Source organism: Pseudoalteromonas sp. G5_S1_54_S4, assembly GCF_054968565.1.
The window spans coordinates 25,546-47,767 of sequence record NZ_JBQKUL010000035.1; the positions used below are offsets into that span (position 1 = coordinate 25,546).

Annotated in this window: 20 protein-coding genes; 14 read left to right on the forward strand and 6 right to left on the reverse strand. The window is 39.6% G+C overall.

Annotated features, from left to right (window positions below; genetic code table 11):
• Nucleotides 1-195 precede the first annotated feature (195 nt).
• The 3 genes from ACTRWE_RS13445 (at nt 196) to katG (ending at nt 5,326) form a co-directional block, all read left to right on the forward strand.
• A complete protein-coding gene (locus ACTRWE_RS13445; protein ID WP_033102885.1) occupies nt 196-1,536 on the forward strand; it encodes an L-cystine transporter in 1,341 nt (446 codons plus the stop codon).
• Between the two features lie 215 nt (nt 1,537-1,751).
• Nucleotides 1,752-2,735 carry an IS110 family RNA-guided transposase gene (locus ACTRWE_RS13450; RefSeq protein ID WP_033103518.1) on the forward strand — a complete coding sequence of 328 codons (984 nt, stop codon included), beginning with the start codon at nt 1,752-1,754 and terminating at the stop codon, nt 2,733-2,735.
• A gap of 323 nt (nt 2,736-3,058) precedes the next feature.
• Entirely contained in the window at nt 3,059-5,326 is a 2,268-nt protein-coding gene (gene katG, locus ACTRWE_RS13455) for a catalase/peroxidase HPI (protein WP_033104436.1), read from the forward strand.
• A gap of 58 nt (nt 5,327-5,384) precedes the next feature.
• On the opposite strand, the gene ACTRWE_RS13460 is transcribed toward katG, so the two are convergent.
• On the reverse strand, nt 5,385-7,265 hold the full coding sequence (locus ACTRWE_RS13460) for an MFS transporter (RefSeq protein WP_033104435.1): 1,881 nt from the start codon (nt 7,263-7,265) through the stop codon (nt 5,385-5,387).
• Between the two features lie 226 nt (nt 7,266-7,491).
• On the opposite strand from ACTRWE_RS13460, the gene ACTRWE_RS13465 reads away from it, so the two are divergent.
• The 3 genes from ACTRWE_RS13465 to ACTRWE_RS13475 all read left to right on the forward strand — a co-directional run bounded on the left by ACTRWE_RS13465 (nt 7,492) and on the right by ACTRWE_RS13475 (nt 9,393).
• Entirely contained in the window at nt 7,492-8,271 is a 780-nt protein-coding gene (locus tag ACTRWE_RS13465) for a DUF2189 domain-containing protein (protein WP_033104434.1), read from the forward strand.
• A 172-nt stretch (nt 8,272-8,443) separates the two neighbouring features.
• A complete protein-coding gene (locus tag ACTRWE_RS13470; protein WP_033104433.1) occupies nt 8,444-8,863 on the forward strand; it encodes a CBS domain-containing protein in 420 nt (139 codons plus the stop codon).
• Nucleotides 8,864-9,030: 167 nt separating this feature from the next.
• Nucleotides 9,031-9,393 carry a DUF2237 family protein gene (locus ACTRWE_RS13475; RefSeq protein ID WP_016900500.1) on the forward strand — a complete coding sequence of 121 codons (363 nt, stop codon included), beginning with the start codon at nt 9,031-9,033 and terminating at the stop codon, nt 9,391-9,393.
• Between the two features lie 33 nt (nt 9,394-9,426).
• Here ACTRWE_RS13475 and corA read toward each other — a convergent pair whose 3' ends face one another.
• Complete coding sequence (gene corA / locus ACTRWE_RS13480) at nt 9,427-10,383, reverse strand: magnesium/cobalt transporter CorA (RefSeq protein ID WP_033104432.1); 957 nt, start codon at nt 10,381-10,383, stop codon at nt 9,427-9,429.
• A gap of 348 nt (nt 10,384-10,731) precedes the next feature.
• On the opposite strand from corA, the gene dps reads away from it, so the two are divergent.
• The 3 genes from dps (at nt 10,732) to ACTRWE_RS13495 (ending at nt 14,208) form a co-directional block, all read left to right on the forward strand.
• On the forward strand, nt 10,732-11,256 hold the full coding sequence (gene dps / locus ACTRWE_RS13485) for a DNA starvation/stationary phase protection protein Dps (RefSeq protein ID WP_350654369.1): 525 nt from the start codon (nt 10,732-10,734) through the stop codon (nt 11,254-11,256).
• A 185-nt stretch (nt 11,257-11,441) separates the two neighbouring features.
• Nucleotides 11,442-13,184, forward strand: coding sequence for a SulP family inorganic anion transporter (locus tag ACTRWE_RS13490; protein WP_064664006.1), 1,743 nt, complete (start codon nt 11,442-11,444; stop codon nt 13,182-13,184).
• 580 nt (nt 13,185-13,764) lie between these two features.
• On the forward strand, nt 13,765-14,208 hold the full coding sequence (locus tag ACTRWE_RS13495) for a c-type cytochrome (RefSeq protein ID WP_028835688.1): 444 nt from the start codon (nt 13,765-13,767) through the stop codon (nt 14,206-14,208).
• A gap of 72 nt (nt 14,209-14,280) precedes the next feature.
• On the opposite strand, the gene ACTRWE_RS13500 is transcribed toward ACTRWE_RS13495, so the two are convergent.
• Nucleotides 14,281-14,991 carry a VC0807 family protein gene (locus ACTRWE_RS13500; RefSeq protein ID WP_350654372.1) on the reverse strand — a complete coding sequence of 237 codons (711 nt, stop codon included), beginning with the start codon at nt 14,989-14,991 and terminating at the stop codon, nt 14,281-14,283.
• A 253-nt stretch (nt 14,992-15,244) separates the two neighbouring features.
• On the opposite strand from ACTRWE_RS13500, the gene ACTRWE_RS13505 reads away from it, so the two are divergent.
• On the forward strand, nt 15,245-16,021 hold the full coding sequence (locus ACTRWE_RS13505) for a hypothetical protein (protein WP_462880136.1): 777 nt from the start codon (nt 15,245-15,247) through the stop codon (nt 16,019-16,021).
• 113 nt (nt 16,022-16,134) lie between these two features.
• Entirely contained in the window at nt 16,135-17,466 is a 1,332-nt protein-coding gene (locus tag ACTRWE_RS13510) for an MFS transporter (RefSeq protein WP_016900508.1), read from the forward strand.
• A gap of 86 nt (nt 17,467-17,552) precedes the next feature.
• On the opposite strand, the gene ACTRWE_RS13515 is transcribed toward ACTRWE_RS13510, so the two are convergent.
• Both ACTRWE_RS13515 and ACTRWE_RS13520 read right to left on the reverse strand, forming a co-directional pair.
• Complete coding sequence (locus tag ACTRWE_RS13515; RefSeq protein WP_010387555.1) at nt 17,553-18,263, reverse strand: hypothetical protein; 711 nt, start codon at nt 18,261-18,263, stop codon at nt 17,553-17,555.
• Between the two features lie 80 nt (nt 18,264-18,343).
• A complete protein-coding gene (locus tag ACTRWE_RS13520; protein ID WP_462880137.1) occupies nt 18,344-19,198 on the reverse strand; it encodes a hypothetical protein in 855 nt (284 codons plus the stop codon).
• Between the two features lie 325 nt (nt 19,199-19,523).
• Here ACTRWE_RS13520 and ACTRWE_RS13525 point away from each other — a divergent pair, with 325 nt between their 5' ends.
• From ACTRWE_RS13525 to ACTRWE_RS13535, 3 genes are read left to right on the forward strand one after another with little or no spacing between them, the layout of a single operon-like run.
• Nucleotides 19,524-20,156 carry an energy transducer TonB gene (locus tag ACTRWE_RS13525; RefSeq protein WP_462880138.1) on the forward strand — a complete coding sequence of 211 codons (633 nt, stop codon included), beginning with the start codon at nt 19,524-19,526 and terminating at the stop codon, nt 20,154-20,156.
• 14 nt (nt 20,157-20,170) lie between these two features.
• Nucleotides 20,171-20,755: a sigma-70 family RNA polymerase sigma factor gene (locus ACTRWE_RS13530; protein ID WP_462880139.1), complete on the forward strand. Its 585-nt coding sequence runs from the start codon at nt 20,171-20,173 to the stop codon at nt 20,753-20,755.
• Nucleotides 20,748-21,359, forward strand: a complete 612-nt coding sequence (locus tag ACTRWE_RS13535) for a hypothetical protein (protein WP_462880140.1) — start codon at nt 20,748-20,750, stop codon at nt 21,357-21,359. Before ACTRWE_RS13530 ends, ACTRWE_RS13535 begins: the two co-directional genes overlap by 8 nt.
• Nucleotides 21,360-21,452: 93 nt before the next feature.
• Here the strand turns inward: ACTRWE_RS13535 and ACTRWE_RS13540 are convergent.
• Nucleotides 21,453-22,222: hypothetical protein (locus ACTRWE_RS13540; RefSeq protein WP_462880141.1), on the reverse strand; the 770-nt coding region annotated here is incomplete at its 5' end.

Sequence of the window (22,222 nt, forward strand, 5' to 3'; positions counted from 1 at the left end):
TTCATCTAGTAAACGCCATAAATTAAAGAAAATACAATCATATGGGCTAATTTTTTCAACAATGTGCTCATTCGTTATACTTTAATATTATTACTATATTCATTTTAATTCTATACCATAGCGAAAGCGTATTTTGTTAACGTCTTACAAAGCGTTAAAGTGCCGCGCTAATTCACAGCTATAAAAGAGGGTACTATGTCGCTTGCTGTATTATTAATGTTGGCATTATTTGTCGGTTTGCTGTTCGCGATTTATCTTGTTTCGCAAAAAAGCAGCTCTTTATCTCGTACCGTTTTATTTGGCTTAGTGCTTGGCAGCACCTTTGGCTTAGCCCTACAGTTTTTATTTGCCCACTCTCCAGAGACGATTAAAGAAATACTCAGCTGGGTAAGCGTGGTGGGTAAAGGCTATGTCGGTTTATTAAAAATGATCATCATGCCATTGGTATTAATTTTTATGATTGCCGCAGTGGTAAAGCTCGAAAACCAAGGCTCTTTAGGTAAAATATCATTTATTAGTATTTCTGTTTTACTCTTTACCACAGCAATTGCCGCTTTGGTGGGTATTGCTGTCACCTATGGGTTTGACTTGAGCATTGAAGGATTAGTTTCGGGTACTCGAGAAGCCGCTAGAATGGACACCCTACAAAGCAAAGCTGCGAATGTAGCCGACTTAAGCGTGCCGCAAATGCTACTGAGCTTTATTCCTGAAAACCCCTTTGCGGATTTAAGTAATCAACGTTCAACCTCTATTATTGCCACGGTTATATTTGGTGTCCTTGTTGGTATAGCTGCACGTAAAGTAATGCTGGAAAAAACAGAACTTGCCAGCCCAATTCGTAACGGTGTAAACGCCCTACAAGCTATGGTAATGAGCTTAGTTCGCATGGTGATTGCACTCACTCCTTATGGTGTTGCGGGCCTAATGGCAAGCGTCGTGGCAAACTCTAGCAGTAACGATATTTTAAATTTACTTGCCTTTATTGTTGCCTCGTATGTGGCTATTTTATTAATGTTTGTTGTGCATGGCTTATTGCTTAGCTTTGTGGGTGTAAACCCAAAGCATTATTTTGAAAAAATCTGGCCAGTACTGACCTTTGCATTTAGCTCACGTAGCTCAGCGGCCTCCATTCCTATGAATGTCGATGTGCAAATTAACCAGTTAAAAGTACCACCAGCAATTGCAAACTTATCGGCTTCTTTTGGTGCCACTATTGGTCAAAACGGCTGTGCTGGTATTTATCCTGCGATGCTCGCAATGATGGTTGCGCCAAGTGTGGGGATAGACCCACTTACATTTGAGTTTATTTTACCGTTAATTGGTATTGTAGTTATTAGCTCGTTTGGTATTGCAGGTGTTGGTGGTGGTGCTACCTTCGCAGCGTTGGTTGTATTGCCTACCATGGGATTACCTATAGAGGTTGTGGCTTTACTTATTTCTATTGAACCCTTAATAGATATGGCACGCACTGCGCTCAACGTATCAGGCTCTATGACCTCAGGTGTGATCACCAGCAAATTAATGAAAAATCAATAACACAGATTTTAATCTAATAGCCCAGCCTTGTATCTCTCTGTAATAGATGATTAGCTATCATTTATTACATCGGAAGTTAGTGAGCTTGTAGCCCCGCCCAGTACTTGATACTGAGCCGTAGATTAAGCCCTAGCTTCCAATTCTCAACAAACTGAATGGTATCCAAGCACTCTTAGATTAAGTTGATGCTGTATGTACAAGGGGAGTAAGTAGAGATGATGTTTATTGGTTTTGATATCAGTAAAGATAAAGTTGATTTATGTTGGCTGAGAGATCCAATCACTAATAAAAAGAAAACAAAAGTATTTAAAAATAACCACCTAGCTTTCAAGGAAATTAAGCAGTGGCTTTTAAGTACAACCAAAACTATAGCTGAGGAAATCGTTATCACGGTAGAGCCAACCGGTGTTTACCATGAGCCGTTAATGTACTTTTTATACCAGCAAGGATTCAATATTATTCTCGCTAACCCTAGCAAAGCAAAAAAATATGCTGAGGCTCTAAATGTTGTTCATAAAACAGATAGGTCAGATGCGATAATGCTTGCAAGCTACGGTTATGCTAAGCAATCAACCGTTAACTTCTGGCAACCTGAAGCAAAGGAAATTAGAGAGCTTAAAGCCTTACTGCGTCGACTTGATGCATTGGAGTCCAATAAACAACGAGAGCAGAATCGATTAGAAGCAAGTGAGTTTAATGCGACATCTGAGCGAGTCACTCAATCATTAAAAGAAACGATTAACTTTCTAGATGATGAGATAAAAAAACTTAAGTCAGATATTGATAGTCACATAAATAGCTTTCCTGACTTAAAGAAGAATAGAACGTTACTAGAAACAATCCCCGGTATTGGGCCTGTTATGTCTCGAGAGCTGACGTATATATTCGCCGCTAAAAATTTCAGCAGAGCTAAGCAAGCTGCTGCCTACTGTGGCTTAATACCGCGGCTGCATGAGTCTGGGAAAATGAAGGGCCGTACAACTATGAGCAAGCTAGGGCCCTCAAAAATAAGAAGTAAACTTTATATGGCAGCAGTAGTCGCTGGGCAGTGGAATTATAAGATACAACAGCAAAAAATAGCCTTGCTGAATAATGGCAAAACGTCGATGCAAATCATTGGCGCCAATATGCGTAAACTCATTCATATATGTTTTGGTGTAATAAAAAATCAAGAAGCGTTTAAGCTCCAAGAAAGTTAAATACGATCTTGAAGCCTATAAAGAGAGATGGTATCTACGCTGGGCTTTTTTACGTCTGCCACTTTCAATGCTCTTTAGTGATTTGTTTATTTAATCATTTAACTTTAATAAATCATTTTTATAGATTGTATCAATCGGTTTATTTCGCACACGGTTTTTAGCCCCTCTACTATACTATTCGCACTGCTTAGTCATTCAAGCTTGGTAAACAACAACTTGAATGGAGTAAAAGCTCACTAATTTTTAAATTATTAGATTCTATTTTTAATAATACTAATACGCTTTGTATATAACGAAATTCGTTAACTTTAAGGAAGCTGACAATGAAAAACCGATCATTTACTAAAAAAGCACTTGTTGGATTTATAAGTATGGCACTTATGTCTGGCTCTGCTTTTAGCCAAGAAAAACCACAAATGTCTAAGCCACAAGGTGCTGTTGGCATGGGTGAGGCTAAAATGGGCGCAACCAGAACAAACCAATTTTGGTGGCCAGATCAACTAAATCTATCTCCTCTTCGTGATCATGATCTACGTTCAAACCCTTATGGTGCAGACTTTAATTATGCAGAGGCATTTAACAGCCTAGATTTAGACACAGTAAAAAGTGATATTGACGCCCTACTTACGCAATCTCAAGACTGGTGGCCAGCGGATTTTGGTAACTATGGCCCATTTTTTATTCGTATGACATGGCACAGCGCAGGCACCTACCGTACGCTTGATGGCCGTGGTGGCGCAGGCGGTGGTCAACAACGTTTTGAACCGCTTAACAGCTGGCCAGATAACGTAAGCTTGGATAAAGCGCGCCGTTTACTTTGGCCAATTAAACAAAAATACGGAGAAGCACTTTCATGGTCAGACTTAATCGTATTAGCAGGTAACGTTGCTCTAGAAAACATGGGATTTGAAACCTATGGTTTTGCCGGCGGGCGAACTGACGACTGGGAACCAGACATGGTTTACTGGGGTCCAGAAGTAGAAATGCTTGCCAGCGACCGTGAAGATGCTAGCGGCAAATTAGAACGCCCATTAGGTGCAACGCACATGGGTTTAATTTACGTAAATCCTGAAGGCCCTAAAGGGGTTCCTGATCCAATCGGTTCAGCTAAAAATATTCGTGTTGCATTTTCTCGCATGGCGATGAACGATGAAGAAACACTGGCACTTATCGCCGGTGGTCACACCTTTGGTAAAATGCATGGTGCGCACAAACCTAAAGACTGTGTAGGTGCAGAGCCTGCTGCAGCCGGTATTGAAGAGCAAGGTTTAGGCTGGAAAAACAAATGTGGTAAAGGCCACTCTGAAGATACCGTATCTAGTGGTTTAGAAGGCGCATGGACACAAGCACCTACCCGCTGGTCATCACTTTACTTAAGCAACCTGCTTAACTTTGAGTGGAAACAAACTCGCAGCCCTGCAGGTGCCATTCAGTGGATCCCAACGGATGAATCGTTACACAACGCTGTACCTGACGCTCATATCAAGGGTAAGTTTAACGCACCGGTAATGACTACGGCCGACTTAGCATTAAAATTTGACCCAGAGTATCGCAAAATTGCTGAGCGCTTTTTAAATGACCCTAAAGAGTATCAACTGGCCTTTGCTAAAGCATGGTACAAATTGACTCACCGAGATATGGGACCACCACGTAACTTTTTAGGGAAAGAAGTTCCTAATGAAGACTTAATTTGGCAAGACCCAATTTCAGCAGAGACTAAATCAAACATTGATGCTGGTGCTGTGAAAAAGCTTAAAGCCGCTATTTTAGACTCAAACTTAAGTGTACCTGAGTTAGTACGTGTAGCCTGGGCTTCGGCTGCAAGTTACCGTGACTCTGATATGCGAGGCGGTGCCAACGGTGCACGCATTGCGCTTGCTCCACAAAAGGATTGGGCGGTAAATAATCCGGCCGAAACCGCAAAAGTACTTAACGTATTAAAAGCGATTCAAGCCGACTTTAATGATAGTTTCTTTAGCAAAAGCCAAGTGTCACTAGCCGACCTGATTGTGTTAGGTGGTAATGCAGCGATTGAAAAAGCAGCGAAAGATGCAGGTTACACAGTAGATGTACCGTTTAATGCTGGCCGTGGCGATGCTACGCAAGCGCAAACTGACGTTAATGCATTTAGTTTATTAGAGCTGCCTGCCGATGGCTTTAGAAACTACTTTGATGCAGAAAAAAGCTATAAGTCGCCAACTGAAATGCTAATAGATAAAGCCGATCAGCTTGACCTAACCGTGCCAGAAATGACCGTGTTAGTAGGCGGCTTACGTTCGCTTGATGCAAACTACAAAGGCACTGACTACGGCGTATTTACTGACAAGCCAGGCACTCTAAATAACGACTTCTTTGTTAATTTATTAGATATGTCGACGGTTTGGAAAAAGTCATCAGATGCGGGTATTTATCAAGGCTTTGATCGTCAATCAGGTGAGCAAAAGTACACAGCCACTTCAGTTGATCTGATTTTTGGTTCAAATTCAGAATTGCGTGCAGTTGCCGAAGTATATGCCTTTGATACATCAAAGCAAAAGTTTGTAGAAGACTTTGTTGCGGCATGGACTAAAGTAATGAACTTAGACCGTTAATAACCATTAAGTAATACAACCATAGCGCTGCAATTAATTGCAGCGCTTTTTTATTAAGCTACTTTAAAGCAACCACTCGCTCGCGCAAATCATCGGCATTAACCTTCTGTGCAGCCACCATTTCACCAATGGTGACACTGACCAACGACCACTTTGGTCTAGGCAATCGCCACTTTGTTTTTCGACTAAAAATACTGCCCCATAGTCCATCTAAATGAACAGGAATAACAGGCACCGGTGTGCGCTGAATTATTTTTTCAATGCCACGGCGAAATACATCAACTTCGCCATCTCCACTGAGCTTGCCTTCAGGAAAAATTCCCACCAGCTCTCCACGCTCTAGTGCCTGAGCGATATCGTCAAAGGCTTTATTAAACGCCTTAGGATTTGCTTTTTCGCTATCAATTGGAATGGCTTTGGCCATTTTAAACAACCAATTAAGTGCTGGTGAATAATAAATAGGGGCAAACACGACAAACCGAATTGGCCTAGGTGACGCGGCTAAAATAAACATCCAATCAACAAAGCTAACATGGTTACTCACCACCACGGCAGCCCCATTATCGGGCATATTAAGCGTTCCCTTAGTGCGTACTCGATACATGCAAATCGCTAAAATGTAGATAATAAAACGTAAGAAAAACTCAGGCACTTTGCTATATATGTACAGCGATATCAGTAAATTAAGACCTGCTAATAACAACAGTAATTGTGAAATCTCCCAGTGTAAAAGCGTTAGGGTAACAATACTTAAAACAGCGCTGCCCACCATAAATAAGGCGTTTAGTACATTATTGGCAGCAATCACTCGTGAACGGCTATCTGGGTGAGTACGCTGCTGAATAAGTGCATACAGTGGCACCGTATAAAAACCCGCCGCTATACCAATACCAGCCATCCAAATAAAGTGCCAGAGCATATCGCCGGTATTAATCACTTGTTCAAGGGTAAGCAGCGATTCATTAGTTTGGCGATAAAACTCAATGCTTGGTTCTTGGCTTAATAAATATAAAAACAAGCTAATTAAAAGCGCCCCAAAAGGCACAATGCCTAACTCAATACGTGAGCGCGATAGCTTCTCACAAAGTAAAGACCCCAATGCAATACTCAACGAAAACACCACTAAAGCTGAGGTAACCACCAGCTCATCGCCTCCCATTACATGTTTTACATAGTTAGGGAGCGCGGTTAATATCACTGCACCAATCAGCCAAAACCAGCTGATCCCCAATACTGATTTACCCACTGACTCGGTTTGTGCGTTAAGCACATTAAATACACTTTTGGTCGAGGAAATAGGATTAAGCGATACCTTTAAATTAGCATCATTCGCAGCACTTTTTGGTATAAAACGACTACTCAAATAACCAATAACCGCCAAGCTCACTATCGCGATACTGATATAAACAGGGCCTGCAGCTTGGGTTATATAATAAGTGCCAAATACGGTGCCCAATAAAATAGCCACAAAGGTGCCAGATTCAACTAACCCATTAGCTTTGGTTAATTCATGAGGAGCCACATGCTGCGGTAAAATAGAGTATTTAAGTGGCCCAAAAAAAGTGCTTTGTAAACCCATTAAAAACACAGTACCTAACATTAACCAAACCTGCTCGGTTAAAATAGATACCACGCCCACCAGCATTATTGGAATTTCGCAAAACTTTACGATGCTGATCAACTTTGATTTTTCCAACTTTTCTGCAATTTGACCAGCCATGCCTGAAAATAAAAAGAATGGCAAAATAAATAATCCCGCAGCCACGTTAGAATAAAAAGCACCATCGGCCACCGTAGCAGCCTGAAAAATTAAAATAAGGAGGATTGATTGCTTGTAAACATTGTCATTTAAAGCGGAGAAAAACTGTGTCACAAACAGAGGTAAAAACCGTTTACTGCTCAGTAAAGCTCCTTGATATTGTTGTTTATTTTCCTTCATTACGGTCTCTTAAAATTAGCTACAGCGTTTAGATTACCACTGTGTAAAAGAAATACGAACCCACTTTTTTAAGTACGTGCTCAAAAATATACCTAATCGCTAACACGCAATAAAAACGATTAACAAATAAACAATGCAACTAAATCTTGCGTATAAGTTGTTTATGAGTTGTAAATAAAACATCTATGTTCTAAAACTAAAAGGTGACTAAAAAAGGAGAATCTTCATGCCAACTACAAACACAATAGACAAAGACACCAAATTCGCACGTTGTTTAGAGTGCAACAAAGTAAATACATTTGCCGCTTTTCATTGGCTTTCGTTAGCGTTTAAGGATATGGCGCGCGCGCCCATGCTGAGCTTAATTTACGGTTTAATCTTCACACTTATTCCCGTAGCGATTGTTTACTCTGTTGTACTTACCGACAGCCACCTTGCCATACTGCCAGCCACGGTTGCATTTGCCTTAATAGGTCCTGTGTTTGCGGTTGGTTTGTACGATGTGGCTTGGGAGCTTGAAAAAGGCCATAAACCTACTTTAAGCCATTCATTCAAATCGATGTTTCGTAACCCTGTAGGTGAGTGGGGTTTTGCCGTGTTACTTATGGTAATTATGATTATTTGGATGCGCTTAGCCGCAATTGTTCATGCATTGTACCCAAGCCATGCAAACCCAACATTTGAAGAGCTTTCGGCGTTTTTAACCATAGGCAGTATTATTGGCGGTATTTTACTGGTTAGTGTGTTTTCAATTTCTGCATTTACGCCGCAAATTATGATGGAAAGACGTGTTGATATTATGACTGCTGTCGTTTCTTCAATCCACGCAGTTAAAGAAAACTTTGCAGCCATGGTAGTATGGTCAATTTGTATATTTGTACTGGTAGCGTTGGGCTTTGCTGCAGGTGCCGCCGGATTTATTATTATTATGCCACTACTTAGTTACGCTAGTTGGCATGGATACATTGCTGTTATTAAAACAAAAACACCACGTGGTTATGAATAATATTTACCTGTAGTTTTATCACTTAATTAAATGCTTTTTGGCATTTAATTAAGTGTTGCCTCTTCTCTCTCAGTTTATAAAATCCGTAAAAACCTTGATCTGAATAAGGTGCAAAGCTTAAAAATAGCGCTAATATAAGCTGATACACCACAGATAATATAAAGGAATAAACATGAGTCAAAACGTTGCAGACTTAATGACACCTAACCCATTCTCAGTGAATATAAAAAGTACTTTGCACGACGCACATAATTTAATGAAAGAAAAAAATGTTCGTCACATTCCCGTCATCGACGAAGATGGCGCATTTGTTGGCATGCTTACGCAAAAAATTATGGTCGCCAAAGTAATGGGGATCATGGCAACGTTTGGTGCTAATGCATTACAACGCAAAGAAAAACTCACAAAAGTAGAAGATATTATGGTGAGTGATTTTATCAGTGTAACGCCAGAGCAGCCGCTATCAGATGTCGTTAAATTTTTTGTAGATAATCGCCATGGCTGTATGCCTGTGGTTAGCGAGCAAGGTCAATTGGTGGGTATTTTAACCTCTTCTGATTTTGTGCGCTTAGCTGCGGCGCTATTATCTTAACTTAATAGCACAATAAAAAACCTGCGTTTTGAATTTACCCAAAGCGCAGCTATTTTTATAAACAAATGCCTACCCAGAAGCCTCTTCGTATATAGCTAAGCCACTAACAGCCTGTTATGGTAAACAGCTCTACTTTCAGCAGTTATTACTAAAAGGTAATTTGTTATATGGCTAATCAATTAAATGTATTAGGAACTCGCCTACAACTATGTTGTGGCAATGGCGGCTATACTCGCGAAGGGTTTTGCTATGTGCCAGATTCAGACTTTGGTAATCACAGTGTGTGCGCCATTATGACCGACGAATTTTTGCAATTTTCTAAGGCGCAAGGTAACGATTTAATTAGCCCTAATCCTTTATATGATTTTGCGGGCTTAAAAGCTGGCGATAAGTGGTGCTTATGTGCGATTCGTTGGTATCATGCCATTGCTGCAAATGTTGCTCCTCCTGTTGTTCTTGAAGCAACAAACCAAAAAGCGCTAGATATTATTCCCCTTGAAGTATTAAAAGCACATCAATATACCGGGTAATGATTTGAGCGCTCAGCTTGCAATATTAAAGTATTATAACCACCCTTTTTGTTTAAAAAATAAATAAGGGGCAAAGCCCGACAGTAACATAATGCCAATTGCAAATGGATAACCCCATTCCCATTGTAGCTCAGGCATTATATTAAAATTCATACCATACACACTAGCCACTACTGTAGGCGGTAAGAAAACTACTGAGGCAATAGAAAAGGTTTTAATAATTTGATTTTGTTCAATATTAATAAAGCCTTGTGTTGAATCCATCAAAAAGTTCACCTTGTCGAATAAAAAGGTACAGTGCGACATTAAAGTTTCTATATCGAGTACAATTTCTCTAAGAGATTCGCGCTCGTCATTTTGCGCGCCTATACGGCGTATTAAAAACGAAATATTGCGTCGCGTATCCATTAAACATAAACGCACCTTACCATTAGCATCTTCTAAGCGAGCTATACGACCAACCGCCTCTTCTAAGTCTGAGTTATCTTCTTCAAGTACATAAGCACTGAGCCTCTCTAATTGATGATGCATGTCTTCGAGCATATCCGCGTGGTTTTCAACTTTTTGATCAAATAAAGTGATTAATAATTGTTTTGCTGTATCGCATGCCACCTGACCTTTGCGCGCTCTTAAGCGCAGCAGTCTAAAATCAGCCAATTCCTCATCACGAATAGTAAGTAAGCAATTGTTTTGCAACAAACAAGCTACCGTTACAGTATTAAATCGCCCTTCATTAGGTGACATAAACAATGCATGCACATGTAAACCTTCATTATCGATAAAGCACCTAGACGACGTTTCAATCTCTTCTACATCGACCGAATCTGGAAAAGTTATATTGAGCGTTTTTGCAAGCGCATTTTGCTCCTGCGGTGTTGGATTAATAGTATCAATCCAATGTGCATTCTTTATGGATACTTCAACAGGGGTATCAGGTAAAGGCGCTAACTCTTTGATCACTCCTTGCTCGATGGAAAAAAACCTCAACATACACTTCTCCTTTAATGAATCTTTAAGTTGAGTATATGTAACAGGACATTAATCAACAATGATAATACCTTCATTATAACCACTATAAAGGGCACGCTATTCGCTAACACTTTAAAGTACTGCTGTTTTGCAGAATTTACAAAAAAGTGCATATTTTTCATATGCACTTAATCTTACTGCTTTATCAAGTTCTATAAATAAAAATTAAACTGCTATTTTTCAGTTAGTTAAAACCATATCACTATCGGCATGACGATTGCTTCTATAAATACAAGAGGTGTTCGTTATCGCAATTTAAATACTCACTAGAGTAAAGCGAGCACTATTTTTGAAATAGTAGGAGGAATCATGAGTAACAGTAATAATGCAAATAAAGTCGCTGAATTTACCGCTCCCGGTGTAAAAAACGAATCAGCAAATAAAGCAATATCTGTACTAGAAAATCGCATGGTAGCGCTAATTGATTTACAGCTAACTTTAAAACATATTCATTGGAATGTAGTAGGTCCAAACTTTATTGGCGTACATGAAATGCTAGACCCACAAGTAGAAACCGTCCGTGAAATGACCGACACCATAGCAGAACGTATTGCCACTTTAGGCGGCGTCCCAGTTGGCACACCAAAATCGATTGTTGAGCGTCGTACATGGGAAGATTACGCCATAGGTAAAGGCTTAGTAACTGAACATTTAGCCGCATTAGACAAAGTATATAATGGCGTTAACGGTGATCACCGTAAAGCCATAGAATCACTTGCTGAGCTTGATCCGGTATCTGAAGATATGATCATTGCGCAACTTGCAGAGCTTGAGCAATATCAATGGTTTGTTCGCGCCCACATAGAATCATCTACTGGTCAATTGAAAAGCTAATTTTTAAAGCAGTCATTTGACTTACAAAGCCCAGTAACTTGCTGGGCTTTTTTGTTTTTAAACTATATTCCTCTTATTAATACACTAGAAATCCCCCTATTTAGCGCATATAACACGTTTAGTTACTATACTTATTATTAAAGAGAACTTACTATCGACTCCTAATTATTAGCAGGGAATTTGAAGTGTTGTCGCGTCTATATAGCTTTATGCCAGGTTTACACACCTTATTTAATTATCAACGCCAATGGTTTGCTGATGATGTGAGGGCGGCATTATCGGTTGCAGCCGTTGCTTTACCTGTTGCTATAGCTTATGCGCAACTTACAGGCGTTAATGCTGCAGTTGGCCTGTATTCTTGCGTATTACCTATGATGCTTTATGCACTTTTTGGTACCTCTAAACAGCTTATTATTGGCCCTGATGCCGCAACATGTGCGGTTATTGCTGCAGTTGTTACTCCACTCGCTGCAGGCGATAGCTTTAAACATTGGCAATTAGTGATCACCATGACCGCAATGACCGGTTTTTGGTGCTTTATTGCCAGCCGCTTTAAGCTAGGTGTATTAGCCGACTTTTTATCTAAACCAATTTTAATGGGGTTATTAAACGGTGTGGCTATTACCATTATTGTTGGTCAGTTTTCTAAAGTATTTGGCTTTACCTTTGATGAGCGCTACTTGCTTGAGCGTTTAGGTGGCGTCCCTACGTATTTATCGCAAACTCATATTCCCACCTTGTTAATGGCTTTATTTACCCTCGGCGTTTACTTTGTGTTAAAGCGCTTAAAACCTACATGGCCAGCCTCTATGTTTGCCATTGCACTAGGTGCGGTATTCGTTTGGTTGTTTAATTTAGAGCAGTTTGAAATAAAAACCATAGGCACAGTAACCGGTGGTTTGCCTGTGTTTAACACCCCAGTATTTGACGTGGGTATTATTCGAGAACTTGTTGTACCGGCACTCAACTTAGCCATAGTTAGCTTTGTCAGCATGATGCTAACGGCGCGAAGCTTTGCAGCAAAGAATGGCTACGACATCGATGCCGATAAAGAATTTAGAGCCTTGGGCATCGCTAATTTAGCGTCAGCATTATCACAAGGCTTTGCCGTTAGTGGTGCCGACTCACGCACAGCCGTAAACGACGACTCTGGCGGAAAAACCCAATTAGTTTCGATTATAGCTGCCGCTATTATTGGCGTTATCGCTCTTTTTCTAACTGCGCCGCTTGAATTTATTCCCAGTGCTGCACTCGGGATTGTATTAATAATTGCCTCTGTTCACCTGCTTGATTTAAAGGCAATCTGGCAATTAAAATTTAAAGATAAACAGGCATTTTACTTAGCCTTAGCCACACTTTTTGCTGTGCTGTTTATTGGTGTTATACCAGGAATTACCCTTGCTGTATTACTAGGGTTATTTCAATTTATTCGAACTGTTATGCGCCCATCAGACACCATTTTAGGTGTGGATATAAAAGGCGTAGTAAGAAGCTTAGACGAAACAGATAAAGCCAAAGCAGTACAAGGGGTTTTTATATATCGTTTTAATTCTCCTTTAACCTATTTTAATGCCAGTTATTTTAAACGCCGCTTGTTAGAGCAATATGCAAGACAAAAAGACGACACGCAATGTGTCATTATTGATGCTGTGCCCTGCTTCACTCATCTTGATTTAAGCGTTATGGCCATGCTCGCAGACCTAGATGTGATCTTTAAAAAACGAGGTATTCGATTAGAGCTAGCGGGAAGAAAACGCCAGCTACTTTCTTGGTTTAAAACCGCTGGTATCGCCTCAGGTAAAGACGGTATTTATATTCATTCAGACTTATACATTGCCTTACAAAAAAACAGCGTCAGTCAGCATGTCGACGAGGTTACGATGTTTCAATCGCAAAACTCCGAAGAGATAAATGCAGGTAATAATTAGGGTTATTATTTTTCCTCAACTACACTAGGGTCTGTTGACCTTTGTGGATTAAAATTTGTTCAAACTAGGGGCGGTTTAATCGCGGCGCGAGGTTTGTAACCTAGTGGGCTAAGTAAAAACCGAGTAACAAAGAGTAAATCGTCCCTAGGCAGAACCCTTCGGGCAGCGCCTGTTTGGCATTGATGCTACGTTATCGCCTATTTATGGGGAATAACCACACCACATAGGCTCTGTCTTGCCTAAATACCAAACAGACTGCTGCAAATTTAACCTTGAAAGGTCAACAGACCCTAGATGAGTCATTTATTGTGAATGACTCTTTATAAAAACAATAGAGTGTTCAAGCATTTTAATAAATCAACACTTGATAATAAGCGTAGCCTTATTACCTTTTCTTGCTACTTACTAAGCCTTAAAAATACAAACAATAGCCAGATGCAAATATCATACAGCGCAGTAAATACATAGTTTAGTCGCTAATGCGGTCGCTTTTAGTTTTAGCTAATTAGCCATAAGTTGTTTATGGCTATGGTTTATCAATTGCCGCTCACTAAACCCAATGAAAGACAAAGGAGCTACCATGAAATATACATTAATAATTTTATGCTTAATTGCACTTGCAGGTTGCGATAAAGGCGTTGATTCTCCAAGGGGGTTTAGCTTACCAGAGGGAAATGCTGAAAAAGGTAAAGCCGTTTTTATTAAGTATGAGTGTTTGGCATGCCATACGCTTGCAGGTGTAGAAGATGACAGTATAAAAAAACATGACGATATTTCTATCAGACTAGGCGGAAATAAAACCAAAATAGTCACTTATGCTGAGTTAGTTACATCGGTTATTAACCCTTCGCACCGCTTTTCGAGACCTTACAGAGCTGATGCTAGAACCCCCGATGGAGCATCTAAAATGACGGTATTTAACGACACCATGACCGTTTCTGAACTCACTGATTTAGTGACCTTTTTACAACCAAATTATAAACTTATTCCTTATCACAGAACGAAGTACTCAGATTACAAATAAATACTTATAAGTAAACATCAACAAAAAAGCCGTTATTAAACAACGGCTTTTTATTATAGATTATGTATAACCCTATTCAGCATTAACCATGTCTTCAAACTTCATATCGGTTAATTTAGTTAGTACTTTAATTACATAAACAAAAATACCAATGAGCATGAGCATAGACGGAATAGCAATTACCGGATAACTCAGTAATGTCATTTCACCAAGCTGTTCGTTAAATTCAACGGAACCTGCAGGGCTGGTAACAATCCATTTAGCAAGGATGTAATTCATCGTAGATGAAAACACAAAGGTCAGCGCTAATAAGTAATTAGCATTAGTAATCTTTTGTTTAAAGTTTTGCGTATTGCCTCGTGCATCTAAGGCATCGTAAATAGTGTCTAACTTAAATAAAAGTGAGTTTAATAAGAGCTTGGCTAGCAATGGTTTACCAAAAAAACCCGACATCAGCACGGTAAAACCAATGATTGCCGGAATAGCTGCTTCTTTAATGGCTAACCACTCAACATTAAGCTCAAACAGCGCAATACCACCGGTAAGCAAAGTACTTAAAAAGCCTAAAAGCGAGATGAAGTTTAATGAGCCCGCTTTTATAAAATCATAAATACCGTAACTAATAGGGAATATAAGCGCCACAATTAAGCCAATCACGCTGCCTAAATATTCAGGGCCAGAAAATTTCATTAAAATGACTGAAGGTATGATGATATTAAATACGATTTCGATAAGCGGATTATTCTTTTTACGCTTATTTATAGCTTGATTATCACTGGTCATTTTTAATTCCAAAAAATATTACTGCTGCCATTAGCTCCTCTCTAAAGAGTAAGTAATGCTGAAAATTATCTTTATGCATAATACCCGCAATGCGCTCGCTATTCTAGCATGGCACTTAGTCGTATTATTTTATTATGTAGCGCTTACTCTGCAGTAAAATAGGTATAAATTGAGACGTTAATTAAATCACCAGTCGTATTTTCAGTCCTCAAAGACTATATTAGAACTACAAAAAATAAATTAGTTTAAAGTCATGCTCAGTGGTAAGTATTTATCTACATCGTACTTTTGGTTATTTTTATTGGTGGTTTGTGTGCATCAAAAGGCCGCTGCCAAACAAATTATTGCTGTTGCCGAATTAAGTGGACTGTTTCAACACGCTGCTAATAATCAACACCAAGGGGTTTATCATGCGTTATTAACCAAAGCACTCGCAGATACAAAACTGAGTGATCAATATATAATTGAAGTCATGCCAATGAAACGCGCTAAGCTTGAGTTTTTAAAACAAACTGTTGCTTGCTATGCACCAGGTGAGGACACCTTTGATGGCTCAGAAGGAATGGCTTTACCTAAAAACATTTTACACAGCACACCATTTAACAAAGCACGGCTCAAAGTCGTTTCTAATAACCCAGAACGGATTATTTCAAACGTAGGCCAAATTAATAACAGCGATATTATTAGCATTGTTCGGGGGGTACCCAGTAGTCGTGAGTTAGATAAAATAAAAGAAAAAGCCAAAATAGTAATTGAAGTAAATAGCGAAATGGAAAGCTTACAACTTTTATTACTCGGGCGAGTAGACTTAATATTAGCGTTTTACCCCGATATTAACTTTGCTTATAAAGAGTTAAATATACACCCCCACCTACCCTATAGTAATAACTACTCACCGGTGAGCATTAACGATAATATTATTTGCCACCCAAGCTATAAAAAAGACTTTGAAAAAATAAACAAAAAAATTACCGAATATCTGCAAAACGGTGAAATAGAAATATTATTAAATGATTATTTTATTCATTAACCTCTATTTAAAGCCTGCATAGGGTTGCGTCATATAAAACTCCCTTTTACAGCTTGGAAAACCTTCTCGCTTGCTCTAGTATCTAGTTGTCTTAGCTCATAATTTGCATTTTAATGAAATCATTTCCGTCACTGTACTTTGCCAATTTATTTTTAATTATTGGTACCGGTTTACTTACTACCTATTTAGCGCTTTATTTAGGTAAACAAGGCACGTCTACGTTTTGGATAGGCTTAATGACCTCGTGTTATTACCTTGGCTTATTACTGGGTTCAAAACTTGGGTATCATCTTATTAAATCGGTGGGTCACATCAGAACCTTTGCAGCAAGTACTGCGGCGGTTACTGCCTGTGTGGCTGCTCACGGGGTGAGTGATAATCTTTATATATGGTTAGGCCTTAGGCTTTTTGTTGGCTTAGGTATGATGTGTAATTACATGGTGCTAGAAAGCTGGCTGAATGAACAGTCAGCCCCCGAATCCCGAGGTCGGGTATTCTCGTTTTATATGATCACTTCATACTTGGGCATGATTTTAGGGCAATTAGCGCTCGCACAATTTCCTGAGCTAGGTTATGCGCCGCTATTTTTAGTGTGCATGGCATTGGCTATCGGCATTATTCCTATTTCTATCACCCGTAGAATTCACCCAAAACCCTTAAAACCGATAAAAATGAGCCTATTTGATTACGCTAAAAAAGTGCCACAATCGCTTACCGCGGTCCACTTTGCAGGCATTATTAATGGTAGCTTTTATGGTCTAGCACCTATTTTTGCCAAATTATCAGGCTTTAACGCTGCTGAAATTGCTATTTTTATGTCGCTAACTATTTTAGCCGGCCTGCTAGCACAGTGGCCAATGGGCATGCTCTCTGATCGTATTCGCCGTAGTTTATTAATTCGTACTAATGCCATAGCTATAGGCATTGTGAGTTTGGCATTGTTTTTATTACCAAGCTCACAGTTAATTGCTTACATACTGACCTTTATATTTGGTTTGTTTGCCTTTACTTTATATCCGCTTTGTTCGGCATTGGCCAATTCGCGAGTTGAAGACGAAGAGCGCGTGGGCGTGTCATCAGCGTTATTGGTTGCTTTTGGCGCCGGTGCGGCAATAGGCTCAACAGTTAACGCACAGATCATGAGCTACTTTGGTCACCAAGCATTGTATGCGTCTATTTCGCTATTAACCGTAACCATGTATTTATTACTCACGTTTATTAATTCTAAACAAAAAGTAGAGCAGCCTGAACCCAGTGATTATGTGGTGGGTACTTCCGATGTAACTAACTCGCCACTGGCTGCCACTATGGATCCCCGTATTGAAGAAACTACCGCACAAGATCAAATGTTGGTTGTGGATGACGAAGAAATAGATGATGAGTTTTTTGAACATCCCCAAGGGGAGCTGTTTAAAGATCTTCACGAAGATGACGTGAAAAATTAATTTTTACTGCTTTTAAGTGTTTTAAAAAAAACGCTAAGCAAACATCAATTAAGGGAGTCATTATACTCCCTTAATTGTTTTAGATTTTAAGCAAACCCTGTTTCAATATCTCGAAAAGTCCACTTGCCATTTGGATCTGCAATATCAATTAACTCACATGCCTTTTTATTCCATGCAGCCAAGCAAGTAATATAGTTTGTTAGTTGATGATACGCACGATCAGGAGCATCAGGGCGAATTCTCGACATAGTAAACCCTGAATAAGTAGCACCACTACCTACCCAGCTCACAATTGAAGAAGCAACGCTGCCACCAGGAACAGCAAAACCAACTGTTGTAGTAACAAGGCCTAAAATAGTTGCCGCTTTCTCAACACTATTACCTGTTTTCATAATATCTTCGTTTATCACTGGGTGTAATAAAGCTAATAGATTAATTGCTTGGGGCTGATTTGAAGCAATAGCAACATCGTTAGATGTTTTTGCAACACTACCAGGCGCTGAAGCGCCGCCACGCATAGCTGGAAGTAAGCTATTAAAAGATTTTTGACTATTATTGCTGGTAGAAAAAACAACTGATTGTGTCGTTAAGCCACCGGCTTTAACACGCTTTTGATCCCTAGGAGTTACAGTAGATTTATAGGTGCGTTGTAAGCGGCGATAAACCGCAGCACTGCACTGTGTCATTTGGATTGCCAAAGCGGCTTGCTCTTTAAAAGCTCGCCCAATAGCGCGCTCAGAAAGTTGAGTTAGCTGCGCTTTTTTCTTCAGCACATTTTGACCAATGATAATATCCACAAAAATATCCTTATTTATTATATGATAAGCCCGATTCTAGCATAATGCTAAGCAGAGATAACAGCTCAAAAAGAAAAACCTCATTGGCTTATCTGTGGCTTAAGATCGCTTAAATCTAAATGGATAGTCATTTCAAAATTATCAGGCTGTACAGCAACATCACTTAAACCCGTTCTCGCAAAATAATCTTCAAAGTCTTGCTGATATTTAGCCGAGAACTGCGTATACGCGGTAATAAACAAACTTAGCTTTTTAGCTATTATTGGATAGGTAGCGGCAAGTTCCCGCAGTTTTTCAGGTTCAGCAAAGGCAAATTCAGCATAAATATTAAAGTCGTTTCCGACAGAGGTTTTACCATAATCAGACAAAAAGCCTGCGTTATAATCGGGTGCAGATTTATACTTTGTAAGCGCGTCAAAATTAGATGCTGCGGGTTTCCAGTCTTTTGGCAGCAAAGCTTGCCATGCAAATATAACGAAAGGTGAACGTATATAAACTAACGAGCTTAATTCATGATGAACCCCTTTCAACGAATTTTCGAAATTAAAATTCGTGCCATTCCATCCTGAGAGATTAACTAGAATTATGGAATTACTTGAATAGGTTCCTCCAGCAGCAGCCCCCTCTATAAGCATAGGTCCAGAAAGGTAAATAGCGTCAATTGCTTCAGCAACAAACCCTGGAGGATAGGTCGTTAATGCGGCCTCAATACCATCGAGTGACTCAGAAGCATCTGCAAGCGTAGTCATTTCCATTTCAAGAATTGGAGGCTCTCCATCACTAACTGCAAATTGTTCAGGGAAAAATAAATGGGGTTCACCAGCTTGAATGTCTACTTGGTGTGTTTTGGATAAACGATTAGCTTGCTCTGTTTCACTTTCGAAATATGAACACGCACTAACAAATAATAAAAAAACGAATATTGCTTTTTTCATTTATAAAATCCTTTTTAATGAGCATGCCTGAATGTTGCCACCGCCACTACTGAGAAGCAAAATCTAACAACAGCAGGGAAGCAACTTAAAGCTCTAAATTTCATCTACCTAGAGTAAATAAAATAGAAAATAGAAAATAACAGGCAAAACTTAAAATAACTACATTCTTTTTAGCCAACCCAAAATAAAAAAATCAAGAGACCTTTTATATAGGTAAAATACTACCCCTGTATTTTTAATAAAATTTTAAAACGATTTAACCCCTTTTCTATTTGCCAGCCGTTATAGCTCTGAAACAACATAATAAGTTAATTTGGAGCGGCTTATGCACACACTTGAATTCCCTAAAAACCCCATGTTCAAAACATCAACAGCTGTTATTGGCGGTGCTGCGATGACCTTTATCGCATTTGCCTTTATGCAATACTTAATTAGTGGCGAGCAAAGAGCGCCTATCAAATTGGGTGATGATATTACTGTTGAGATTTTTCAAGCACCAGAAGATAAACAAACCACGCATATTAAAAGAATACCGCCACCACCCACACCTAAAGTGCCGCCTAAAGCACCACCACGTGTAACACCTAGTAATGAGCCAATAACAGCAATAAGCACAGCACCACCCATAGTAATTGACGGATTTGGTGACGGTATGAAGCAAACACTTACCCGCCCTACGGGAGATGCTTCACCCATTGTACGTATAAATCCTAAATACCCAACTAGCACAGCACGTGATGGTATAGAAGGCTGGGTACAACTTAGCTTTAATATTTCACCCACAGGTGAAGTGATTGATGCCACGGTAGTAAATTCCGAGCCAAAACGCATATTTGATCGCGAAGCGCTTCGCGCCATTAAGCGCTGGAAATATCGTCCAAAAGTAATTGAAGGTGTGGCACAATTACAAACAGGTCAAACCGTACAGCTTGATTTTAAATTAGACAGTTCGCAGTAAAGGAATAAGCGCCTATGCTATTGAGTATTAAGTCATGGTTATTTGAAGCGCCAAGCAAAGACTGCATGGCGCGGTATGCAAAAAGTGGCGACAACCGCCACTTAGAGCAGCTTATTGCCTTATACAGTAACGATTTATATCACTACCTAGTTACCCAGTCTAATACACATTTAGCATACGACGTAAGCCAACAAACATGGCTAAAGGTTATTGAAAAGCGCCACCTTTACCAAGCGCAAACCACACCTAAAGCCTGGTTATTTAAACTCGCACGCAACACCCTAATAGACGAATACCGCAAACAGCAACACTTTGTCGAGCTTGACGAAAACAGCCAACTTCCTGCGCAAAATAACAATCAAAGTGAATTAACAAGTAGTGACTCACACATAGGCGACACACACATAAGTTATGAAGCGTTTAATGCTGCGCTCAAGCAACTTAGCTTTGTGCAGCGCGAAGCCATCACCTTACAACAAGAAGGCTTTAGCCTTGCCGATATAGAACTTATAACGCAAAGCAACGCCCAAACCATAAAAACAAGGCTACGCTACGCCAAACAAAACCTAAAACAATTATTAGGAGACTGTAATGAATAAGCCTGATGAGCAGTTTGATGAAAAGCTCACACAACATTATAACGAGTGTAAAGCACGCACCAGACTTTCGCACGCTCAGCAACAGGCGCTAAAACATAGCGTAATCCAAAAACAACCTAAAAAGCTTGGCTTTGCCCTGCAACTCACAAGCCTTACCTGCGCATTGGGCTTACTGGCTTTTATAGTGCTCGACAGTAACAACGTGATAAATACTGCCCCTAAAACCGTATTAAACACCATAGACATACACGACTACTCGTTTATAACAACGCATGAAATAGATCAAACAGGTAGCTACGCAAGCACCATAACGCAACAAAAACGCGCGCTCGACACCCAACTAGCAAACGACTTACGCCGCTATCAACAACACCACATAGAATACGGCACGCTCGTAAAGGTCGACAACGACTGGTACATAGCCAGCTGCAATGACGAGGTACTGGTACAAATTAAGCAGTCACTGCTCAGTGATTTAAAGGGAAGGCACGCAGTAGAAAGTAATATAAATACCGGCGACATGCTCGCTATGGCACATAACGGCAAAGGGCAGATTATTGCGCTGAAGCATGCTGGAGATGGGGTGAAAGTGTGTAGGGGCTGATTTTTACCACAGAGGCGCTGCGTACTTCACATAGAAGAGCCTGAATAAAATTCTTCCAAGTGTTTATCGAAAGATGAACAGCCCTCTTTAGATTTATTTTTGTTCTGGAAATAGCAAATTAAATGGCATTGGATAACGATAAAATCGACAAGCCACTAAAACCAATGGCATATACCCTTGCTTTACCGCCGATAGCTCCCAAAAAAAATTAGAATGTTTACACTCTTCCTCAACATGCTCTCTAGCAGCCTTGCCATTTATTGGAAAGTTAGTCGTTGTGATTCCATGTTGATTAGCTCCTGAAAATAAATAATCTTCTGATATTTCATTTGGGTACCAATATTGAAGAGTACAATGCTTCAAATTTTTATTGCAAAAATCTTCTAATACCTCAGCTAAGTCCTTCATTTCATATAGTTCACAAAACAAGGTTATAGCTGGATAAAGAATACTCGCTTTAGTCATCGACTCTTTATAAAGAATATCCGTTTTTTCTTTGTTGTAATGTCCTAGTAATTGTCCATATGAGTCCAGAGTTGTAGGATACATGCCATTAGACTCATAAGAAAAAGTAACTCGATAAATTATGGCGTCCAACCAACTTTTTACAAAGTTATCATCGTCGCTACTTTGGTATAAAAGATGAAGCGCTAGTACTAAGTCTATCGTCTGATCATCTTTATAGGGTGTAAACAACAAAGGGTTGTTAACAACTAGGAGATTTATTGCTCTTTTTACTTTACTTAATTTATCTTTAAGTAACTCAATTTCTTCACTCTCAAAGTTTTTCGAAGCATCCTTTTTATACAACTCTGTCAGCTCAAATAGCAACCACTGCCCTCTAATGGCTAAGCGCCCTAAAA

Excerpts from the sequence above, each read along its gene's own strand:
- ACTRWE_RS13475 (WP_016900500.1), top strand. The coding sequence starts at position 9,031 with ATGGCTAATCAATTAAATGTATTAGGAACTCGCCTACAACTATGTTGT.
- ACTRWE_RS13460 (WP_033104435.1), bottom strand. The coding sequence starts at position 7,265 with ATGAAGGAAAATAAACAACAATATCAAGGAGCTTTACTGAGCAGTAAA.
- ACTRWE_RS13465 (WP_033104434.1), top strand. The coding sequence starts at position 7,492 with ATGCCAACTACAAACACAATAGACAAAGACACCAAATTCGCACGTTGT.
- dps (WP_350654369.1), top strand. The coding sequence starts at position 10,732 with ATGAGTAACAGTAATAATGCAAATAAAGTCGCTGAATTTACCGCTCCC.
- ACTRWE_RS13520 (WP_462880137.1), bottom strand. The coding sequence starts at position 19,198 with ATGAAAAAAGCAATATTCGTTTTTTTATTATTTGTTAGTGCGTGTTCA.
- corA (WP_033104432.1), bottom strand. The coding sequence starts at position 10,383 with ATGTTGAGGTTTTTTTCCATCGAGCAAGGAGTGATCAAAGAGTTAGCG.
- ACTRWE_RS13510 (WP_016900508.1), top strand. The coding sequence starts at position 16,135 with ATGAAATCATTTCCGTCACTGTACTTTGCCAATTTATTTTTAATTATT.
- ACTRWE_RS13500 (WP_350654372.1), bottom strand. The coding sequence starts at position 14,991 with ATGACCAGTGATAATCAAGCTATAAATAAGCGTAAAAAGAATAATCCG.
- ACTRWE_RS13535 (WP_462880140.1), top strand. The coding sequence starts at position 20,748 with ATGAATAAGCCTGATGAGCAGTTTGATGAAAAGCTCACACAACATTAT.
- ACTRWE_RS13445 (WP_033102885.1), top strand. The coding sequence starts at position 196 with ATGTCGCTTGCTGTATTATTAATGTTGGCATTATTTGTCGGTTTGCTG.
- ACTRWE_RS13505 (WP_462880136.1), top strand. The coding sequence starts at position 15,245 with ATGCTCAGTGGTAAGTATTTATCTACATCGTACTTTTGGTTATTTTTA.
- ACTRWE_RS13530 (WP_462880139.1), top strand. The coding sequence starts at position 20,171 with ATGCTATTGAGTATTAAGTCATGGTTATTTGAAGCGCCAAGCAAAGAC.
- ACTRWE_RS13450 (WP_033103518.1), top strand. The coding sequence starts at position 1,752 with ATGATGTTTATTGGTTTTGATATCAGTAAAGATAAAGTTGATTTATGT.
- ACTRWE_RS13525 (WP_462880138.1), top strand. The coding sequence starts at position 19,524 with ATGCACACACTTGAATTCCCTAAAAACCCCATGTTCAAAACATCAACA.
- ACTRWE_RS13495 (WP_028835688.1), top strand. The coding sequence starts at position 13,765 with ATGAAATATACATTAATAATTTTATGCTTAATTGCACTTGCAGGTTGC.
- katG (WP_033104436.1), top strand. The coding sequence starts at position 3,059 with ATGAAAAACCGATCATTTACTAAAAAAGCACTTGTTGGATTTATAAGT.
- ACTRWE_RS13470 (WP_033104433.1), top strand. The coding sequence starts at position 8,444 with ATGAGTCAAAACGTTGCAGACTTAATGACACCTAACCCATTCTCAGTG.